Origin of the sequence: Staphylococcus taiwanensis, assembly GCA_020544305.1 — a bacterium.
In the GTDB taxonomy this organism is placed as follows: domain Bacteria; phylum Bacillota; class Bacilli; order Staphylococcales; family Staphylococcaceae; genus Staphylococcus; species Staphylococcus taiwanensis.
Genome location: CP058667.1, coordinates 1,976,739 through 1,991,742, shown reverse-complemented (window position 1 = coordinate 1,991,742; position 15,004 = coordinate 1,976,739). Strand labels below are relative to the sequence as shown.

The 15,004-nt window shown below is 33.0% G+C and carries 18 protein-coding genes; 15 read left to right on the top strand and 3 right to left on the bottom strand.

The window, feature by feature from the left end; genetic code table 11:
* The first annotated feature begins 16 nt into the window (after nucleotides 1–16).
* The 3 genes from HYI43_09500 to HYI43_09490 all read left to right on the top strand — a co-directional run bounded on the left by HYI43_09500 (nucleotide 17) and on the right by HYI43_09490 (nucleotide 2,890).
* On the top strand, nucleotides 17–1,336 hold the full coding sequence (locus HYI43_09500; GenBank protein UDI78775.1) for a bifunctional metallophosphatase/5'-nucleotidase: 1,320 nt from the start codon (nucleotides 17–19) through the stop codon (nucleotides 1,334–1,336).
* Nucleotides 1,337–1,477: 141 nt separating this feature from the next.
* Nucleotides 1,478–2,398, top strand: a complete 921-nt coding sequence (gene lipA, locus HYI43_09495; GenBank protein ID UDI78774.1) for a lipoyl synthase — start codon at nucleotides 1,478–1,480, stop codon at nucleotides 2,396–2,398.
* 99 nt (nucleotides 2,399–2,497) lie between these two features.
* Nucleotides 2,498–2,890, top strand: a complete 393-nt coding sequence (locus tag HYI43_09490) for a DUF1027 domain-containing protein (GenBank protein ID UDI78773.1) — start codon at nucleotides 2,498–2,500, stop codon at nucleotides 2,888–2,890.
* 116 nt (nucleotides 2,891–3,006) lie between these two features.
* Here HYI43_09490 and HYI43_09485 read toward each other — a convergent pair whose 3' ends face one another.
* Entirely contained in the window at nucleotides 3,007–3,273 is a 267-nt protein-coding gene (locus HYI43_09485; protein ID UDI78772.1) for a DUF3055 domain-containing protein, read from the bottom strand.
* A 102-nt stretch (nucleotides 3,274–3,375) separates the two neighbouring features.
* Between HYI43_09485 and HYI43_09480 the strand changes: the two genes are divergently transcribed.
* The 8 genes from HYI43_09480 to dltD all read left to right on the top strand — a co-directional run bounded on the left by HYI43_09480 (nucleotide 3,376) and on the right by dltD (nucleotide 10,179).
* A complete protein-coding gene (locus tag HYI43_09480) occupies nucleotides 3,376–3,810 on the top strand; it encodes a DUF86 domain-containing protein (GenBank protein ID UDI78771.1) in 435 nt (144 codons plus the stop codon).
* Nucleotides 3,810–4,604, top strand: coding sequence for a TIGR01457 family HAD-type hydrolase (locus HYI43_09475; GenBank protein UDI78770.1), 795 nt, complete (start codon nucleotides 3,810–3,812; stop codon nucleotides 4,602–4,604). The genes HYI43_09480 and HYI43_09475 overlap by 1 nt, the downstream gene beginning before the upstream one ends.
* A 15-nt stretch (nucleotides 4,605–4,619) precedes the next feature.
* A complete protein-coding gene (locus HYI43_09470; protein UDI78769.1) occupies nucleotides 4,620–5,585 on the top strand; it encodes a D-glycerate dehydrogenase in 966 nt (321 codons plus the stop codon).
* A gap of 430 nt (nucleotides 5,586–6,015) precedes the next feature.
* Nucleotides 6,016–6,141, top strand: coding sequence for a teichoic acid D-Ala incorporation-associated protein DltX (locus tag HYI43_09465; GenBank protein ID UDI78768.1), 126 nt, complete (start codon nucleotides 6,016–6,018; stop codon nucleotides 6,139–6,141).
* 14 nt (nucleotides 6,142–6,155) lie between these two features.
* A complete protein-coding gene (locus HYI43_09460) occupies nucleotides 6,156–7,547 on the top strand; it encodes a D-alanine--poly(phosphoribitol) ligase (protein UDI78767.1) in 1,392 nt (463 codons plus the stop codon).
* Complete coding sequence (dltB, locus tag HYI43_09455) at nucleotides 7,544–8,758, top strand: D-alanyl-lipoteichoic acid biosynthesis protein DltB (protein UDI78766.1); 1,215 nt, start codon at nucleotides 7,544–7,546, stop codon at nucleotides 8,756–8,758. The genes HYI43_09460 and dltB overlap by 4 nt, the downstream gene beginning before the upstream one ends.
* 15 nt (nucleotides 8,759–8,773) lie before the next feature.
* A complete protein-coding gene (gene dltC, locus HYI43_09450) occupies nucleotides 8,774–9,010 on the top strand; it encodes a D-alanine--poly(phosphoribitol) ligase subunit 2 (GenBank protein ID UDI78765.1) in 237 nt (78 codons plus the stop codon).
* Nucleotides 9,007–10,179: a D-alanyl-lipoteichoic acid biosynthesis protein DltD gene (gene dltD / locus HYI43_09445; protein UDI78764.1), complete on the top strand. Its 1,173-nt coding sequence runs from the start codon at nucleotides 9,007–9,009 to the stop codon at nucleotides 10,177–10,179. Before dltC ends, dltD begins: the two co-directional genes overlap by 4 nt.
* Nucleotides 10,180–10,431: 252 nt before the next feature.
* Here dltD and HYI43_09440 read toward each other — a convergent pair whose 3' ends face one another.
* On the bottom strand, nucleotides 10,432–10,674 hold the full coding sequence (locus HYI43_09440; protein UDI78763.1) for a NifU family protein: 243 nt from the start codon (nucleotides 10,672–10,674) through the stop codon (nucleotides 10,432–10,434).
* A gap of 103 nt (nucleotides 10,675–10,777) precedes the next feature.
* On the opposite strand from HYI43_09440, the gene HYI43_09435 reads away from it, so the two are divergent.
* Nucleotides 10,778–11,110: a YuzD family protein gene (locus HYI43_09435; protein ID UDI78762.1), complete on the top strand. Its 333-nt coding sequence runs from the start codon at nucleotides 10,778–10,780 to the stop codon at nucleotides 11,108–11,110.
* Nucleotides 11,111–11,182: 72 nt separating this feature from the next.
* Here HYI43_09435 and HYI43_09430 read toward each other — a convergent pair whose 3' ends face one another.
* On the bottom strand, nucleotides 11,183–12,247 hold the full coding sequence (locus tag HYI43_09430; protein ID UDI78761.1) for an NAD(P)/FAD-dependent oxidoreductase: 1,065 nt from the start codon (nucleotides 12,245–12,247) through the stop codon (nucleotides 11,183–11,185).
* 364 nt (nucleotides 12,248–12,611) lie between these two features.
* Here HYI43_09430 and HYI43_09425 point away from each other — a divergent pair, with 364 nt between their 5' ends.
* From HYI43_09425 to HYI43_09415, 3 genes are all read left to right on the top strand, one after another.
* The gene (locus tag HYI43_09425) at nucleotides 12,612–12,857 is read left to right on the top strand and encodes a YuzB family protein (protein UDI78760.1); all 246 of its coding nucleotides are present in this window, start codon (nucleotides 12,612–12,614) and stop codon (nucleotides 12,855–12,857) included.
* A gap of 13 nt (nucleotides 12,858–12,870) precedes the next feature.
* Entirely contained in the window at nucleotides 12,871–13,230 is a 360-nt protein-coding gene (locus tag HYI43_09420) for an iron-sulfur cluster assembly accessory protein (protein ID UDI78759.1), read from the top strand.
* Nucleotides 13,231–13,597: 367 nt separating this feature from the next.
* Complete coding sequence (locus HYI43_09415) at nucleotides 13,598–14,806, top strand: NAD(P)/FAD-dependent oxidoreductase (GenBank protein ID UDI78758.1); 1,209 nt, start codon at nucleotides 13,598–13,600, stop codon at nucleotides 14,804–14,806.
* Nucleotides 14,807–15,004: the final 198 nt, after the last annotated feature.

Genomic DNA, 15,004 nt, shown 5'->3' with positions numbered 1-15,004 from the left:
TATAGGGGGAATTTAAGTGAAGTTAACCATTTATCATACGAATGACATTCACAGTCATCTAAACGAATATGCACGTATTACATCATACATGGCAGAACACAGACCCAAACTTCAACATCCCTCTCTTTACTTAGATATTGGTGACCATGTCGATTTATCTGCACCAGTAACCGAAGCAACGTTAGGTCATAAAAATGTGGACCTTCTTAATGCGGCTCATTGTGATATTGCAACGATTGGTAATAATGAGGGTATGACCATTTCACATGAGGCTTTAAATAACTTATATAATGACGCTAATTTTCAAGTGATTTGTACGAATGTCATTGATGAGCAAGGACACTTACCTCATAATATTACGACGTCTTGTATTAAAGACATTGAAGGCGTTCGAATTTTATTCGTAGCTGCAACAGCACCTTTTACGCCATTCTATCGAGCGTTGGATTGGATTGTTACTGATCCACTAGAAGCCATTAAAGATGAAATTGCAAATCAACAAGGTAATTATGATGTTCTTATTGTCATGAGCCATGTTGGTATCTTTTTTGATGAAAAGCTATGCCAAGAAATACCTGAAATTGATGTCATATTAGGTAGCCATACACATCATCATTTTGATGAAGGAGAAATGAATAATGGCGTGTTAATGGCCGCAGCAGGTAAATATGGTTATTATTTAGGCGAAGTCAATTTAACGATAGAAAATAAAAAAGTCGTAGATAAAAAGGCTGTGATATATCCCGTTGAAACCTTACCATTAGTTGAAACAGATTATGAGACTGAAGGTAAAGCCCTAATGAGTACGCCAGTAATTGATCATCCAATTAATTTGATGAGTAAAACAGATGTTATTACAAAACCAACCTATTTATTAGCTGAAAGTGTTTATGAATTTACGCATGCAGACTGTGCCATTATTAATGCCGGCTTACTTGTCGAAGGTATTGAAGCAGATAAGCTAACAGAATATGATATTCATAAAATGTTACCACATCCAATTAACCTAGTACGTGTTAGACTTAAAGGTTCAGAACTGATTGATGTAATCATTAAAAGCCAAAAACAAGAATACATGCATGAACATGCGCAAGGTCTTGGTTTTAGAGGCGATATTTTTGGAGGATATGTCTTATATCATTGTGGTTTTATCCAATCAGAAGATAAATTTTTTGTTGCTGGAGAAGAAATTGATAATGATAAGATGTACACATTAGGCACAGTAGATATGTATACATTCGGTAGATATTTCCCAATGTTGAAGGGGTTATCCATTGATTATATAATGCCTGAATTTTTAAGAGATATATTTAAAGATAAATTATTAAGTTTATAAAGCATATGCTTAAGTAAACTGAATTTTTTAAAATAATAGAATATATGGCGATAATGAAAATTATAGGTTATTACGTTTTAATTTAATGTAAATTTCGTTATAATAAGAAAAGATAGATGATACAGGAGGGTATACGTTGTTATGGCTACTAAAAATGAAGAAATCTTACGTAAACCAGATTGGTTGAAAATTAAGCTTAACACGAATGAAAACTATATTGGCCTCAAGAAAATGATGCGCGAAAAAAATCTACACACAGTTTGCGAAGAAGCAAAATGTCCAAATATACATGAATGTTGGGGAGCTAGACGTACAGCTACATTTATGATTCTAGGTGCAGTATGTACAAGAGCTTGCCGTTTCTGTGCAGTTAAAACAGGTTTGCCTAATGAATTAGATTTAAATGAACCAGAACGTGTAGCAGAATCAGTTGAATTAATGAACTTAAAACATGTGGTAATCACTGCAGTTGCACGTGATGATTTAAGAGATGCTGGCTCAAACGTATATGCAGAAACAGTACGTAAAGTACGTGAACGTAATCCGTTCACGACAATCGAAATCTTACCATCAGATATGGGTGGTGATTATGAAGCACTTGAAACATTAATGGCTTCTAAACCAGATATCTTAAACCACAATATCGAAACAGTACGTCGCTTAACTCCAAGAGTTCGTGCACGTGCGACTTACGAAAGAACTTTAGAATTCCTACGCCGTTCTAAAGAATTACAACCAGATATTCCTACTAAATCAAGTTTAATGGTTGGTTTAGGAGAAACTGTTGAAGAAATCTATGAAACAATGGATGATCTTCGTGCAAATGATGTAGACATTTTAACAATCGGTCAATACTTACAACCATCACGTAAGCATTTAAAAGTTGAAAAATACTATACACCATTAGAATTTGGTAAATTAAGAAAAGTAGCTATGGATAAAGGTTTCAAACACTGTGAAGCCGGCCCTATGGTACGTAGTTCATACCATGCAGATGAACAAGTTAACGAAGCGGCTAAAGAAAAACATCGTCTTGGTGAAGAACAATTACAACAAAATTAATTTGAATGAGACAAATCAATTTACTAATGACTTAGGTTGCACATTGATATATAGATGTGTAATCTAAGTTTTTATTATACGAATTAAAGGTGACAAAGTATGATTAAAGTGGATCAACAATATTTTGAAATCATCGAAGACTATCGAGATTGTTTTGAAGAAGAAATATTTGCTTCTCGATATTCTGATATTTTAGATAAATACGATTTTATTGTGGGTGATTTTGGATATGACCAATTACGCTTAAAAGGGTTTTATAAAGATTCAAATAAAAAAGCTGAAATATCGAAGCGTTTTTCAAGTATTCAAGATTATATATTAGAATATTGTAATTTTGGTTGTCCTTATTTTGTACTAAGACATTTATCAAATAAAGAAGTGCAGAAATTAGAACGAGATAAAGAAGAAATGATCTTAGGCGAAGCAGAAGATAAATTGCATGACGTCAAAATTAAACCTACAATTCAAGAAACTAAAAATAGCGACGAATAAAACAAAAAAGCGAATCGCGTAACTTTATTTGGCATGGACCTTAAATGTTAGACTCAAATCTACCTTTATATGGTTCAAATCAAATGGGTATTCCGATTCGCTTATTTATATATATTTTATTGAATAACTTGATTCAAATATTCGATAATTTCATCACTTTCCTCTTGGCTAACGCCTAAAATATGTGCAATATAGCCTTCTTCTTCAATATCATCCGTTCCAATAATACCAAACTTATTTGTTTGCATATTTAAAACGAGTGTTTTGCCATAATGACGGTCTGTTTGAACAAGCATTAAATCATATCGACTATGTTCACCTACGAAGCCGACAAATTGGACTTGGCTTTGTTCTTCGTCATCGTATAGATACATATCTATCATAAGCGTTAAACTCCTTCTATCATTGTATTTTAATTTAGTATAACGACAAATGAAGACCGATGCAAAACTGTGATATGATAGATATATTAAGGGGTGACGGACATGTATTTTGTAGATAAAGATAAATTAACTTTAAAACTAACGTATTTAAATCAACTAACTCAAGATTATGAAACAAATAAAAATAATCATTATGCATTTGAACGCATTGCTCAAATGTTAATTGAATCTTCAGTAGATATTGGCAATATGATTATCGATGGTTTTATTTTAAGAGATCCCGGTAATTATAAAGATGTGATTGATATCTTGGAATTAGAGGATGTTATTACCAAATCTACACAACAACATATTAATGAAACAATAGACGTGAGAAAGCAGTTTGCTCATAATTATACGGAACTGGATTGTGACGCAATTCAACCACTTTTTGATAAAGCGTTACCTTACTATGAGCAGTTCATTCAAGAAGTAGCGCAATTTCTTGAAAAGGAAAACGTTCCAGTTACTGCTTTTGGAAAAGGAGAAAACAAGTAATGAAAGATTATAAAGGTTATTTAATTGATTTAGACGGAACAATGTATTTAGGTACAGATGAAATTGATGGTGCAGCTCAATTTATTGATTATCTAAATAAGCGTGATATTCCTCATTTATATGTAACTAATAATTCAACGAAAACGCCTGAAGAAGTAACTCAAAAATTAAAAGAAATGAAGATTGATGCTAAACCTGAAGAAATTGTAACCTCTGCTTTAGCTACTGCGAATTTCATTGCTGGAGAAAAAAGTGGTGCGACGGTATATATGTTAGGCGGTAGTGGATTGCGCACTGCACTTACAGACGCTGGTTTAATTGTTAAAGACGACGAAAATGTTGATTACGTTGCGATTGGTTTAGATGAACAAGTTACTTATGAGAAACTGGCTATTGCTACTCTCGCTGTACGTAAGGGTGCAAGATTCATTTCAACTAACCCTGACGTTTCAATTCCAAAAGAACGCGGATTCTTACCTGGTAATGGGGCAATTACAAGTGTTGTCAGTGTTTCTACAGGCCAACAACCTCAATTTATTGGTAAACCTGAACCAGTCATCATGGATATTGCTTTAGATATATTGAAATTGGATAAATCTGATGTAGCCATGGTTGGTGACTTATATGATACAGATATTATGTCAGGCATCAATGTCGGCGTAGATACCATCCATGTTCAAACAGGGGTAACATCTTACGAAGAACTACAACAAAAAGATAAACAGCCAACGTATTCATTTGAAGATTTAAATGTAGCGATATCAGAATTAGAAAAGAACACTCAGAATAAATAAAGGAGTGGCTTGATAATGAAAAAGATCTTAGTCACACGTAAAATTCCTGATTATTATGTTGAACAGTTAAAACAACTAGGTGACGTTCAAATGTGGGACGAAGAATTTGAACCTATGCCGAGGTCTGAATTTTTAAAAGGTTTAGAAGAAGCAGACGCTTGTTTTATTACTTTAAGCGAAAAAATAGACGCGGAAAGTCTTGAACACGCGAACAACGTGAAAGTAATCGCTAATATGGCTGTGGGATATGACAATATAGACGTAAGATTAGCGAACCAAAAAGGAATTGTCATTACGAACACGCCTAATGTGTTAACAGAGACAACGGCTGAGTTAGGTTTTACTTTAATGTTAACTGTCGCACGTCGAATTATTGAAGCAGAACGCTATGTTCAAAATGGTGAATGGAAAAGCTGGGGGCCATATTTGTTATCAGACAAAGATGTCTATGGTTCGACAGTAGGTATTTATGGTATGGGTGAGATTGGAAAAAGCTTTGCTCGCAGACTTCAAGGATTTAATACAACCATTCTTTATCATAATCGTTCAAGACATGAAGAGGCTGAACAAGAAATCAATGCAACGTATGTATCGTTCGACGAATTGTTAAATCAGAGTGATTTTATAATTTGTACTGCGCCGCTTACTAAGGAAACTGAAAACAAATTCGATGAAGCTGCATTTTCAAAAATGAAAAGAGATGCGATTTTTATTAATATTGGACGCGGTGCGATTGTTGATGAAGAGGCACTCGTAAAGGCACTAAAAAATAACGAAATTGGTGGATGTGGTTTAGATGTCTTAAGAGAAGAACCCGTTCGTCTTAATCATCCACTTTTAGATTTAGATAATGCAGTTATTTTACCGCATATAGGTAGTGCTTCTGTAGTCACTAGAAATCGTATGATTCAATTATGTGTTGATAATATTAAAGCTATTTTACAAGAACAAGCACCACTTACAGCAGTCACAAACAAATAATGATTTAAAACTTCTTATTCCAAAGGGTGATTCATATTGTCCTTTAACAATAAGAAGTTTTTTTATATAACAGTTTTGTTATGTGGTGTGTAATTGTGAAGTTAACGATTTGGTACTAATATAATAGTTGTCCTTGAAATCGATAAATGTTGTAGCTAAATGAATTGATAAATTGTTTTATTTAAATTGAAACTTTAGCTCAAAATTAATAAAAAGCATTTTTATTAAAGATGCTCAAAAAATCGATTTGCCTTTAATACAGTTTTTAATTATAATAAGATGAATGTGTAAAATATAAATTTTATATATTAAATTTTATATTTAAATCTACATTAGAGGTTCAGATACAAACTGGATGAAGAAATCCTCTTCACTCAAGTAAAAGATAGTGAGGTGCCATATTGCATTGAAAGAAAAGAATAATAAGGCGATGCTATATTTTGAAAAAGCGAAACCATACTTATTAACAATATTATATTTAGCTATATTTATTGCGCTGTACCTAATTTATGGTTCCGGCGATACACATAATAATTTCATTTACAATGAATTTTAATAAGGAGTCTAATTATGTCAGATATCATAAATTTAATAAATGACTTTGGTCAAAAAAATCCTGATCGCGTAGCAATTAGACATAAAGATGAGGAATTAACATATAAACAATTGATGGATGAATCGAGTAAATTAGCACACCTATTGCAAGATACGAAACAACCATTAATTGTCTTTGGTCACATGTCGCCATTCATGTTAGTAGGTATGATAGGTGCAATTAAAGCAGGATGCGGTTATGTACCAATTGATACATCTGTTCCAAGTGAACGTGTAGAAATGATTATTGATAAAGTACAACCTGAGTTTATATTTAATACAACTGAGACAACATTAAATCATCACACTGCAACTGAGATTACAATCCAAGATATTCAACAATCTGATAATCCGATTGTATTTGATAGCCAAATGGCTATGACAGATGTTGTGTATACCATCTTCACTTCAGGATCTACAGGTGAACCTAAAGGGGTTCAAATCGAATATGCAAGTTTAATCGAATTTGCAGAATGGATGGTTTCATTAAATGAATCTAATGAACCTCAAGAATGGTTAAATCAAGCACCGTTTTCATTTGATTTATCAGTGATGGCAATTTATCCGTGCTTAACATCAGGCGGAACTTTAAACTTAGTAGATAAAGATATGATAAACAAACCTAAGTTATTAAATGAAATGTTAGTAAATACGCCAATCAATGCATGGGTATCAACACCATCATTTATGGAAATGTGTTTACTATTACCTAATCTAAATGAATCAAGTTATCCAAGTTTGAATCATTTCTTCTTCTGTGGTGAAATTCTACCGCACAGAACAGCAAAAGCATTAATGGATAGATACCCTAACGCTGTTATATACAATACGTACGGACCGACTGAAGCGACAGTTGCTGTCACAGGCGTTAAGTTAACACCAGAGATTATTGAAACTTACAATCCACTACCTGTTGGTGTTTCAAGACCAAATACAACTTTATCTACAACAGATGAAGGGGAACTGGTTATCAAAGGAAATAGTGTTAGCCTTGGTTACTTAAAGAATAAAGAGAAGACTGAAGCGGTGTTCAATTTTGATGATGGTTTACGCATCTATCATACAGGTGATAAAGCGGTTGAAAAGGATGGTCAATGGTTCATACAAGGACGTCAATCTCAATATGTAAGAGAAACAATTGTAGTACCAATTTACAAAAACAATAAAGTGATACATCTAGTTGGCGCAATTGTACCAACTGAAGAAGTTAAAGATGATTTAGAAATGACAAGAAACATCAAATCTGAACTAAAATCTCGCTTACCTGAATACATGATTCCGAGAAAATTTGTTTGGATGGACCAATTACCATTAACTTCTAACGGAAAACTTGACCGTAAACAAGTTGCGGAGGATATTAACGCATGATTCCTTATGGAACGTTTACCTTCTTCTTAATTGGGTTTATCGTACTATTACCAGTCATCATACTCGGATTCTTAGGTAAGCGAAGCTATTGGTATAACGGTATTAGTACAGCAATTATGATTGTAATCATCTTTTCATCAGATAAGCATAACTTATTTGGTAACAAGTATTTAAGTATACAATTACTAAGTTTTGTCATTTATCTTATTTGGCAAGTCTTGTTAATTATGTGGTATTACAAATCTAGACAAAAGAATAATACTTTCAGCAAATTTGTTATTGTCATGGTATTATCCATTTTACCTTTAGCAATTGTTAAAGTATTACAAAGTTCATGGCTTGGTGGTCATCAAATTCACTTCCATGAACATAAATTAATTGAATTCGTAGGATTTTTAGGAATATCTTATGTAACGTTTAAAAGTATTCAACTTATTATGGAAATACGAGACGGTTCAATAAAAGAAATCAAAGTTGGTAAATTACTTCAATTTATTTCTTTCTTCCCAACTGTATCTTCTGGGCCAATTGATCGTTATAAACGTTTTGTTAAAGATGATAAAAAGGTTCCTACAGGTGAACAATATAGAGAAATGATATTGAAAGCCATTCATATGATTATGCTTGGTTTCCTATATAAATATATTATTGCGCACTTGCTTAATGTATATGCGATTCAACCACTAACGATGAACTTACACGGTTTTACACATAAATGGTTATATATGTATGCGTATAGTTTCTATTTATTCTTTGATTTTGCTGGTTACAGTTTATTCGCAGTTGCAGTGAGTTATCTATATGGTATCAATACACCACCTAACTTTAAGCAACCATTTAAAGCACGTAATATTAAAGATTTCTGGAATAGATGGCATATGTCATTATCATTCTGGTTTAGAGATTGTATTTACATGCGTACATTATTCTATATGTCACGTAAGAAATTAATGAAGAGTCAATTTGCGATGTCTAACTTCGCATTCTTCTTAAACTTCTTTATCATGGGTGTGTGGCATGGTCTAGAAGTATTCTATATTGTTTATGGTATCTATCACGGCTTGATGTTTATCGGCTATGGATATTATGAGCGTTGGAGAAAGAAACATCCACCACGTTGGCAAAATGGGTTTACTACAGCATTGAGTATTGTCATTACATTCCATTTTGTAGCATTTGGATTTTTAATCTTTTCAGGAAAATTAATTTAAAAGGAGTCTTAAATTATGGAATTTAGAGAACAAGTATTAGATTTATTAGCTGACGTTGCAGAAAATGATGTGGTAAAAGAAAACCCTGATGTTGAAATCTTTGAAGAAGGAATTATCGATTCATTCCAAACAGTTGGTTTATTACTTGAAATTCAAAATAGATTAGGCATTGAAGTGTCAATTATGGACTTTGATCGTGATGAGTGGGCAACTCCTAATAAAATTGTTGAAGCATTAGAAGAATTACGATGAAATTAAAGCCATTTTTACCAATTCTTATCAGTGGCTTGCTTTTCTTAGCCTTTGTGCTAATGCCTGCAAGCTGGTTTACAGGTTTGGTGTCGAATAAAGCAGTCGCTGATAATAGAATTTCTTTAACAGATCAAGTACTCAAGGGTACGCTCATTCAAAATAAACTATTTAGTAGTGATAAATATTATCCTATCTATGGATCAAGTGAACTTAATAAAAAAGATCCATTTAACCCTGCACTTGCATTAAATCATAGAAAAGATACTAAGCCAGTATTCTTAGTAGGTACTGGTGGTAATACCGATTTAATTAATGCGATTGAATTAGCTGGTCAATATGATCAACTTAAAGGGAAAAAGATGACATTTATCATTTCGCCACAGTGGTTTAGTACACATGGCGTAAACGATCGAGATTTCGCTGCACGTACATCACCAAATCAAATTAATCAGTTGTTTCAACAAAAAGACATGCCTTCAGAATTAAAAGAAAGATATGCCAAACGTTTACTACATTTTAAAAGTACTTCTAATAAGCCATTCTTAAAAGAAGTAGTTAAAAATCATGGAGAAGTGAATGGTAACTATGTGTCACGTTTCAAAGAGAGCCAATTGCTTAAAATTGAAGCGATTAAAACATATTTCTCATTTGATAAATCTCCATTATCACATGTGAAACCAATAACTGAACCCAATGCATCATGGAATACAATGCAAGAAAAAGCGGTTAAGTTAGGAGAAAAACGTTCTACTTCAAATAAATATGGAATTCGTAATGAATATTGGAGACAATTGATGCATAGAAAACCTATGAATCGTCGTCAATATGAGTTCAAAATGAACTCTCCAGAATTTAAAGATTTATCATTATTAGTAGATACAATGCACAAATCTGGTGCGGATGTTCAATATGTTATTTTACCTGTTAACGGTAAATGGTATGATCATTTAGGTATTCATCGCTCTACTCGTGAGCCTGTATACAAAAAAATACATCAAACCGTTGTCGCACATGGCGGTAAAGTGTATGATATGTCAGATAAAGATTATGAAAAATATGTACTTAGTGATGTAGTCCACGTAGGATGGAAAGGTTGGGCTCATATGAATCAACATATTGTTCAACACATGAATGATGATAAAGCTAAGGATAAAAAACAACATCAATAAAAATTTATTGAAAACACCAACTAATTGAGTTATTTAACTTTATTAGTTGGTGATTTTTTTCTTAAAAAAATAAAAAAAGAGGGGTGGAACCGCAATGTGTTCCACTCCCTAAAAGGGTAACTAGAGCTAAGAAAAGTTTGGTATAAGCAACTTCTCATCACAGCCATCTACTGCGAATTAGCAATATAGAGTTAAAATATTATCATTTTTTCAGAGTCACCCTAATCATTTAAATATATATTAGGCGATTGATTAGAATACTTGTTCTACTTCAATAACACCTGGAACTTCTTCGTGTAATGCACGTTCAATACCAGCTTTTAGTGTAATTGTTGAGCTTGGACAAGTACCACAAGCTCCGTGTAATTGTAATTTCACGATGCCGTCTTCAACATCTACTAATGTACAGTCTCCGCCGTCACGTAATAAAAAAGGACGTAAACGTTCAATAACTTCAGCTACTTGATCAAACATTGTTGCATTCTCAGTAGGCATGAGATATGTCTCCTTTCAAGTAAATTACTTCATAATTTCATTATTAATTTATTATAATAGATAAAGTAATAAAAATCTATAAAACAAAACGGGGGATTTGAATATGACTAAAGTGAGTGTAGTAGTTTATGGCGCAGATGTTGTTTGTGCAAGTTGTGTAAATGCACCTACTTCTAGAAATACATTTGAATGGATTAAACCTTTATTGGAAAGAAAATATCCAGACATCGATTTTGAATATACGTATATTGATTTTCAAAATGAAACAGAAAATCTAAGTGATCATGATCAGCAGTTTATTGAACAACTTGAAGAAGATGAGTTATTCTATCCATTGATTACCATGAATGATGAATATGTCGCAGATGGTTATATTCAAACAAAGCAATTAACTAAATTTGTTGATCAACATTTTGCCAATTCAAACAATGCATAAATTAATAAGCATCAAGCGAGTCGATTACTTATCCTCGCTTGATGCTTTTTATTCAATGCGCATAGTCTACAATTAGCCATTATGATATTTATATAACCAAAGTACTCCGGATTTTAAAATATGTGCTAAACGACCGGTTACAGTACGGTCCATAATATACGCAAAACCTTTTTTCTCGCCAAGAGAGCCTAAGAAACCTTGTACTTTAAGTTCCGGCATTTTATCAGGTAGCGGCTCGTTGTTCCATTGTTTCTTAAGTACATCGGCAATTTGGTCGCCTTGCACTTCTGCTAATTGCGCACTTGGTGCGTGTGGTAAATCAGCACAATCCCCAACAATAAACACATTTCTATAGGTAGGAACTTGATGGTATTGATTGATAATCACACGACCACTTCGATTAATGTCGATGGGTAAATGTCGAACCACTTCAACTGGTTGAATACCAGCAGTCCATACGACTAAATCTACAGCTTCTGGTGTGCCACTGTTATAAATTTTACCTGGTTCTACTTTATCGATTAATGAATTAGGTACCACTTTAACGTCATTTTCTCGGAACCATTTCGCAATATAATTACTTAATTTTTCAGGGAAGTTTCTTAAAATACGTTCGCCGCGATCATAAAGAATTACTTCTAAATCGCCACGACTTTCGCGTAATTCACTAGCCAATTCAATACCACTTAATCCAGCGCCTACAATACCTACTTTAGAACCAGTAGGGAGTTCGCTAATTTTATGGAATGTTTCACGAGCTTTAGATAATGTTTGAATGCTATGTGTGTATGCTTCAGCACCTGGTACATTATGATATTTATCTTCACAACCAAGCCCAATAATGAGTTCATCGTAATCTACTTTAGTATTACCAACAGAAACGATTTGTGAATCTAAATCAATATCATTAATTTCTCCGTAAATTGTATTGATACGTTCAGAATCTGGGAAGTTCATGCGAACATCGCTATCTGATTTAGTTCCTGCAGCTAATGCATAAAATTCAGGCTTTAAACCGTGGAACGGCATGCGGTCAATTAATGTTAATGTATAATCTTCTGGTAATGCATCTGGAAGAATGCGCGACATAATACGCATATTACCGTATCCGCCACCAAGTAATACTAAATTTTTCATATGCTATACCCCTTTTTATATAATTTATTATTCTGAAATAATTTGAAATAACAACCCTTTAATTGAAATGAGTTTTTGAGATGTTTTATCGTAAGAAATAAAAAGCTCATTATAGTAAAGATAGTTATCGTTGCCATTATATTGCCCCTCACAATTAAATGTACGATATATGTATAATTGTATTATATCTTTTTTTCAAAATGACTACAACGAAATGTATGACGCATACAACTAACTCATATTTTTACATATAATAATAAATAGTTCGTAAGTATTATTCTGAATGAATAATGAGCCAAGGCAATGCGATTTGGAGCAATATTTGTTATAATTGTATAATTAAAAATGATGAAGAAGGTGAAGTATGTTTCCATTAGTCGAATTCTGTATTTCGAATATGGCAAAGGGCGGAGACTACGTTTACGATAAATTAGAAAATGATCCAGATGTAGATGTGTTAGAATATGGATGTCTTAACAACTGTGGCGTATGTTCATGTGGATTGTACGCATTGGTCGATGGGAATACTGTTGAAGGAGATACACCTGAGGACTTGCTAAATAATATTTATAAACATATAGAAGAGAACGATTTTACTAATTTATTATAGGAGGAATTTAGTTATGCCAACTGTAACATTAACTGAAGCTGCAGCATATGAAGTAAAGGATATGTTGAAAAGTAATGAAATGGAAGACGGTTATTTAAAAATTAAAGTAAATGGTGGTGGATGTACTGGTTTAACCTATGGTATGTCTGCTGAAGAACAACCAGGTGAAAACGATGAGGTACTAGAATTTTATGGTTTAAAAGTTTTAGTAGATAAATATGATGCACCAGTATTAAATGGTACGACTATCGATTTCAAACAATCATTAATGGGTGGCGGATTCCAAATCGATAATCCAAATGCTATTGCATCATGTGGTTGTGGTAGTTCATTTAGAACTGCTAAAGTTGCTGGAAATCCCGAAAACTGCTAAGTTCAGTTGAATACTGAATGCATGCAAATCAATCAATTATATACTTTATATTAGATTGTGATGTGAATATTTTAATTATAGTCTTGTTGTTGCTTGAAAATGTAATGTAAAAGCTATAAAATTGAAGATGGATTGAACTTTGACTTTTTTGTGAACTGAAGTTCATAAAATCGAATTGAAAATAAAAGTGTTGACTAAGACTATAAATGGGGATGAACAGTTAGGTTAAGTGCAAAGTTTTAAATATGTTATTAGACGTACGTATAATATTGGAAGTATTATTAATGGTCTAAACTTTGTTATGTTCTGAAATTTGTAGCCTTTTTCTACATTTAAGAAAATAATTATGAAAGCTTAGGTGAATGAAATGGCACAAGATCGTAAAAAAGTACTTGTTTTAGGTGCAGGTTATGCTGGTTTACAAACAGTAACTAAATTACAAAAAGAACTTTCTGCAGATGAAGCGGAAATTACATTAATCAACAAAAATAAATATCACTATGAAGCAACTTGGTTACATGAAGCTTCAGCTGGTACATTAAATTACGAAGATTTAATTTATCCAATTGAAAGTGTTATTAAAGAAGATAAAGTTAAATTTATCAATGCAGAAGTAACTAAAATCGATCGTAACGCTAAAAAAGTAGAAACTAACCACGGTATCTATGATTACGATATTTTAGTAGTAGCATTAGGTTTCGAAAGTGAAACATTTGGTATTAAAGGTATGAAAGATTATGCTTACCAAATTGAAAACATCGAAACTGCTCGTAAATTATCTCGTCACATCGAAGATAAATTTGCTAACTATGCAGCTTCTAAAGAAAAAGATGACAAAGATTTAGCTATCTTAGTCGGTGGTGCTGGTTTCACTGGTATCGAATTCTTAGGTGAATTAACTGAAAGAATCCCTGAATTATGTAATAAATATGGCGTAGATCAAAACAAAGTAAGAGTGACTTGTGTTGAAGCTGCTCCAAAAATGTTACCAATGTTTTCTGATGAATTAGTGAACTATGCTGTTAACTATTTAGAAGATCGTGGCGTTGAATTCAAAATTGCTACACCAATCGTTGCTTGTAACGAAAAAGGTTTCGTAGTTAAAGTAAATGATCAAGAACAAACATTAGAAGCTGGTACAGCTATCTGGGCGGCAGGTGTTCGTGGTAGCAAATTAATGGAAGAATCATTCGAAGGCGTTAAACGTGGTCGTATTATCAACAAACAAGACTTAACTATTGAAGGTCATGATGATATCTTCGTAATTGGTGACTGTTCTGCATTCATCCCTGCTGGTGAAGAACGTCCATTACCAACTACAGCACAAATTGCTATGCAACAAGGTGAACACGTTGCTAAAAGTATTAAAAATATCTTAAATGGTGAAGCACCTACAGATTTCGAATATGTTGACCGTGGTACTGTATGTTCATTAGGTTCTCATGACGGCGTAGGTATTGTTTACGGTAGAGATATTACTGGTAAAAAAGCTGCCTTCATGAAAAAAGTAATCGATACGCGTGCAGTATTCAAAATCGGTGGCGTAGGTTTAGCATTCAAAAAAGGTAAATTCTAAGTTATCGTATAAATAAAGTTACTAATAAAAGTATAGGACTAAAAGGCAACTGTAAAAACTTGCAGTAGCTGACTGAATTGAGAAGGAGCTTTATTAAGTTTCACTCGATTCTGGTCTTCCTTATGGGTGGGACGACGAATTCTAAATGAATTCTGTCCCACTCTTTTTTAACATTATATGCTATTTAGCAGTCTTTAG

Coding starts and splice junctions, on each gene's coding strand:
- lipA (UDI78774.1), top strand. CDS start 1,478: ATGGCTACTAAAAATGAAGAAATCTTACGTAAACCAGATTGGTTGAAA.
- HYI43_09490 (UDI78773.1), top strand. CDS start 2,498: ATGATTAAAGTGGATCAACAATATTTTGAAATCATCGAAGACTATCGA.
- HYI43_09485 (UDI78772.1), bottom strand. CDS start 3,273: ATGATAGATATGTATCTATACGATGACGAAGAACAAAGCCAAGTCCAA.
- HYI43_09480 (UDI78771.1), top strand. CDS start 3,376: ATGTATTTTGTAGATAAAGATAAATTAACTTTAAAACTAACGTATTTA.
- HYI43_09475 (UDI78770.1), top strand. CDS start 3,810: ATGAAAGATTATAAAGGTTATTTAATTGATTTAGACGGAACAATGTAT.
- HYI43_09470 (UDI78769.1), top strand. CDS start 4,620: ATGAAAAAGATCTTAGTCACACGTAAAATTCCTGATTATTATGTTGAA.
- HYI43_09465 (UDI78768.1), top strand. CDS start 6,016: ATGCTATATTTTGAAAAAGCGAAACCATACTTATTAACAATATTATAT.
- HYI43_09460 (UDI78767.1), top strand. CDS start 6,156: ATGTCAGATATCATAAATTTAATAAATGACTTTGGTCAAAAAAATCCT.
- dltB (UDI78766.1), top strand. CDS start 7,544: ATGATTCCTTATGGAACGTTTACCTTCTTCTTAATTGGGTTTATCGTA.
- dltC (UDI78765.1), top strand. CDS start 8,774: ATGGAATTTAGAGAACAAGTATTAGATTTATTAGCTGACGTTGCAGAA.
- dltD (UDI78764.1), top strand. CDS start 9,007: ATGAAATTAAAGCCATTTTTACCAATTCTTATCAGTGGCTTGCTTTTC.
- HYI43_09440 (UDI78763.1), bottom strand. CDS start 10,674: ATGCCTACTGAGAATGCAACAATGTTTGATCAAGTAGCTGAAGTTATT.
- HYI43_09435 (UDI78762.1), top strand. CDS start 10,778: ATGACTAAAGTGAGTGTAGTAGTTTATGGCGCAGATGTTGTTTGTGCA.
- HYI43_09430 (UDI78761.1), bottom strand. CDS start 12,247: ATGAAAAATTTAGTATTACTTGGTGGCGGATACGGTAATATGCGTATT.
- HYI43_09425 (UDI78760.1), top strand. CDS start 12,612: ATGTTTCCATTAGTCGAATTCTGTATTTCGAATATGGCAAAGGGCGGA.
- HYI43_09420 (UDI78759.1), top strand. CDS start 12,871: ATGCCAACTGTAACATTAACTGAAGCTGCAGCATATGAAGTAAAGGAT.
- HYI43_09415 (UDI78758.1), top strand. CDS start 13,598: ATGGCACAAGATCGTAAAAAAGTACTTGTTTTAGGTGCAGGTTATGCT.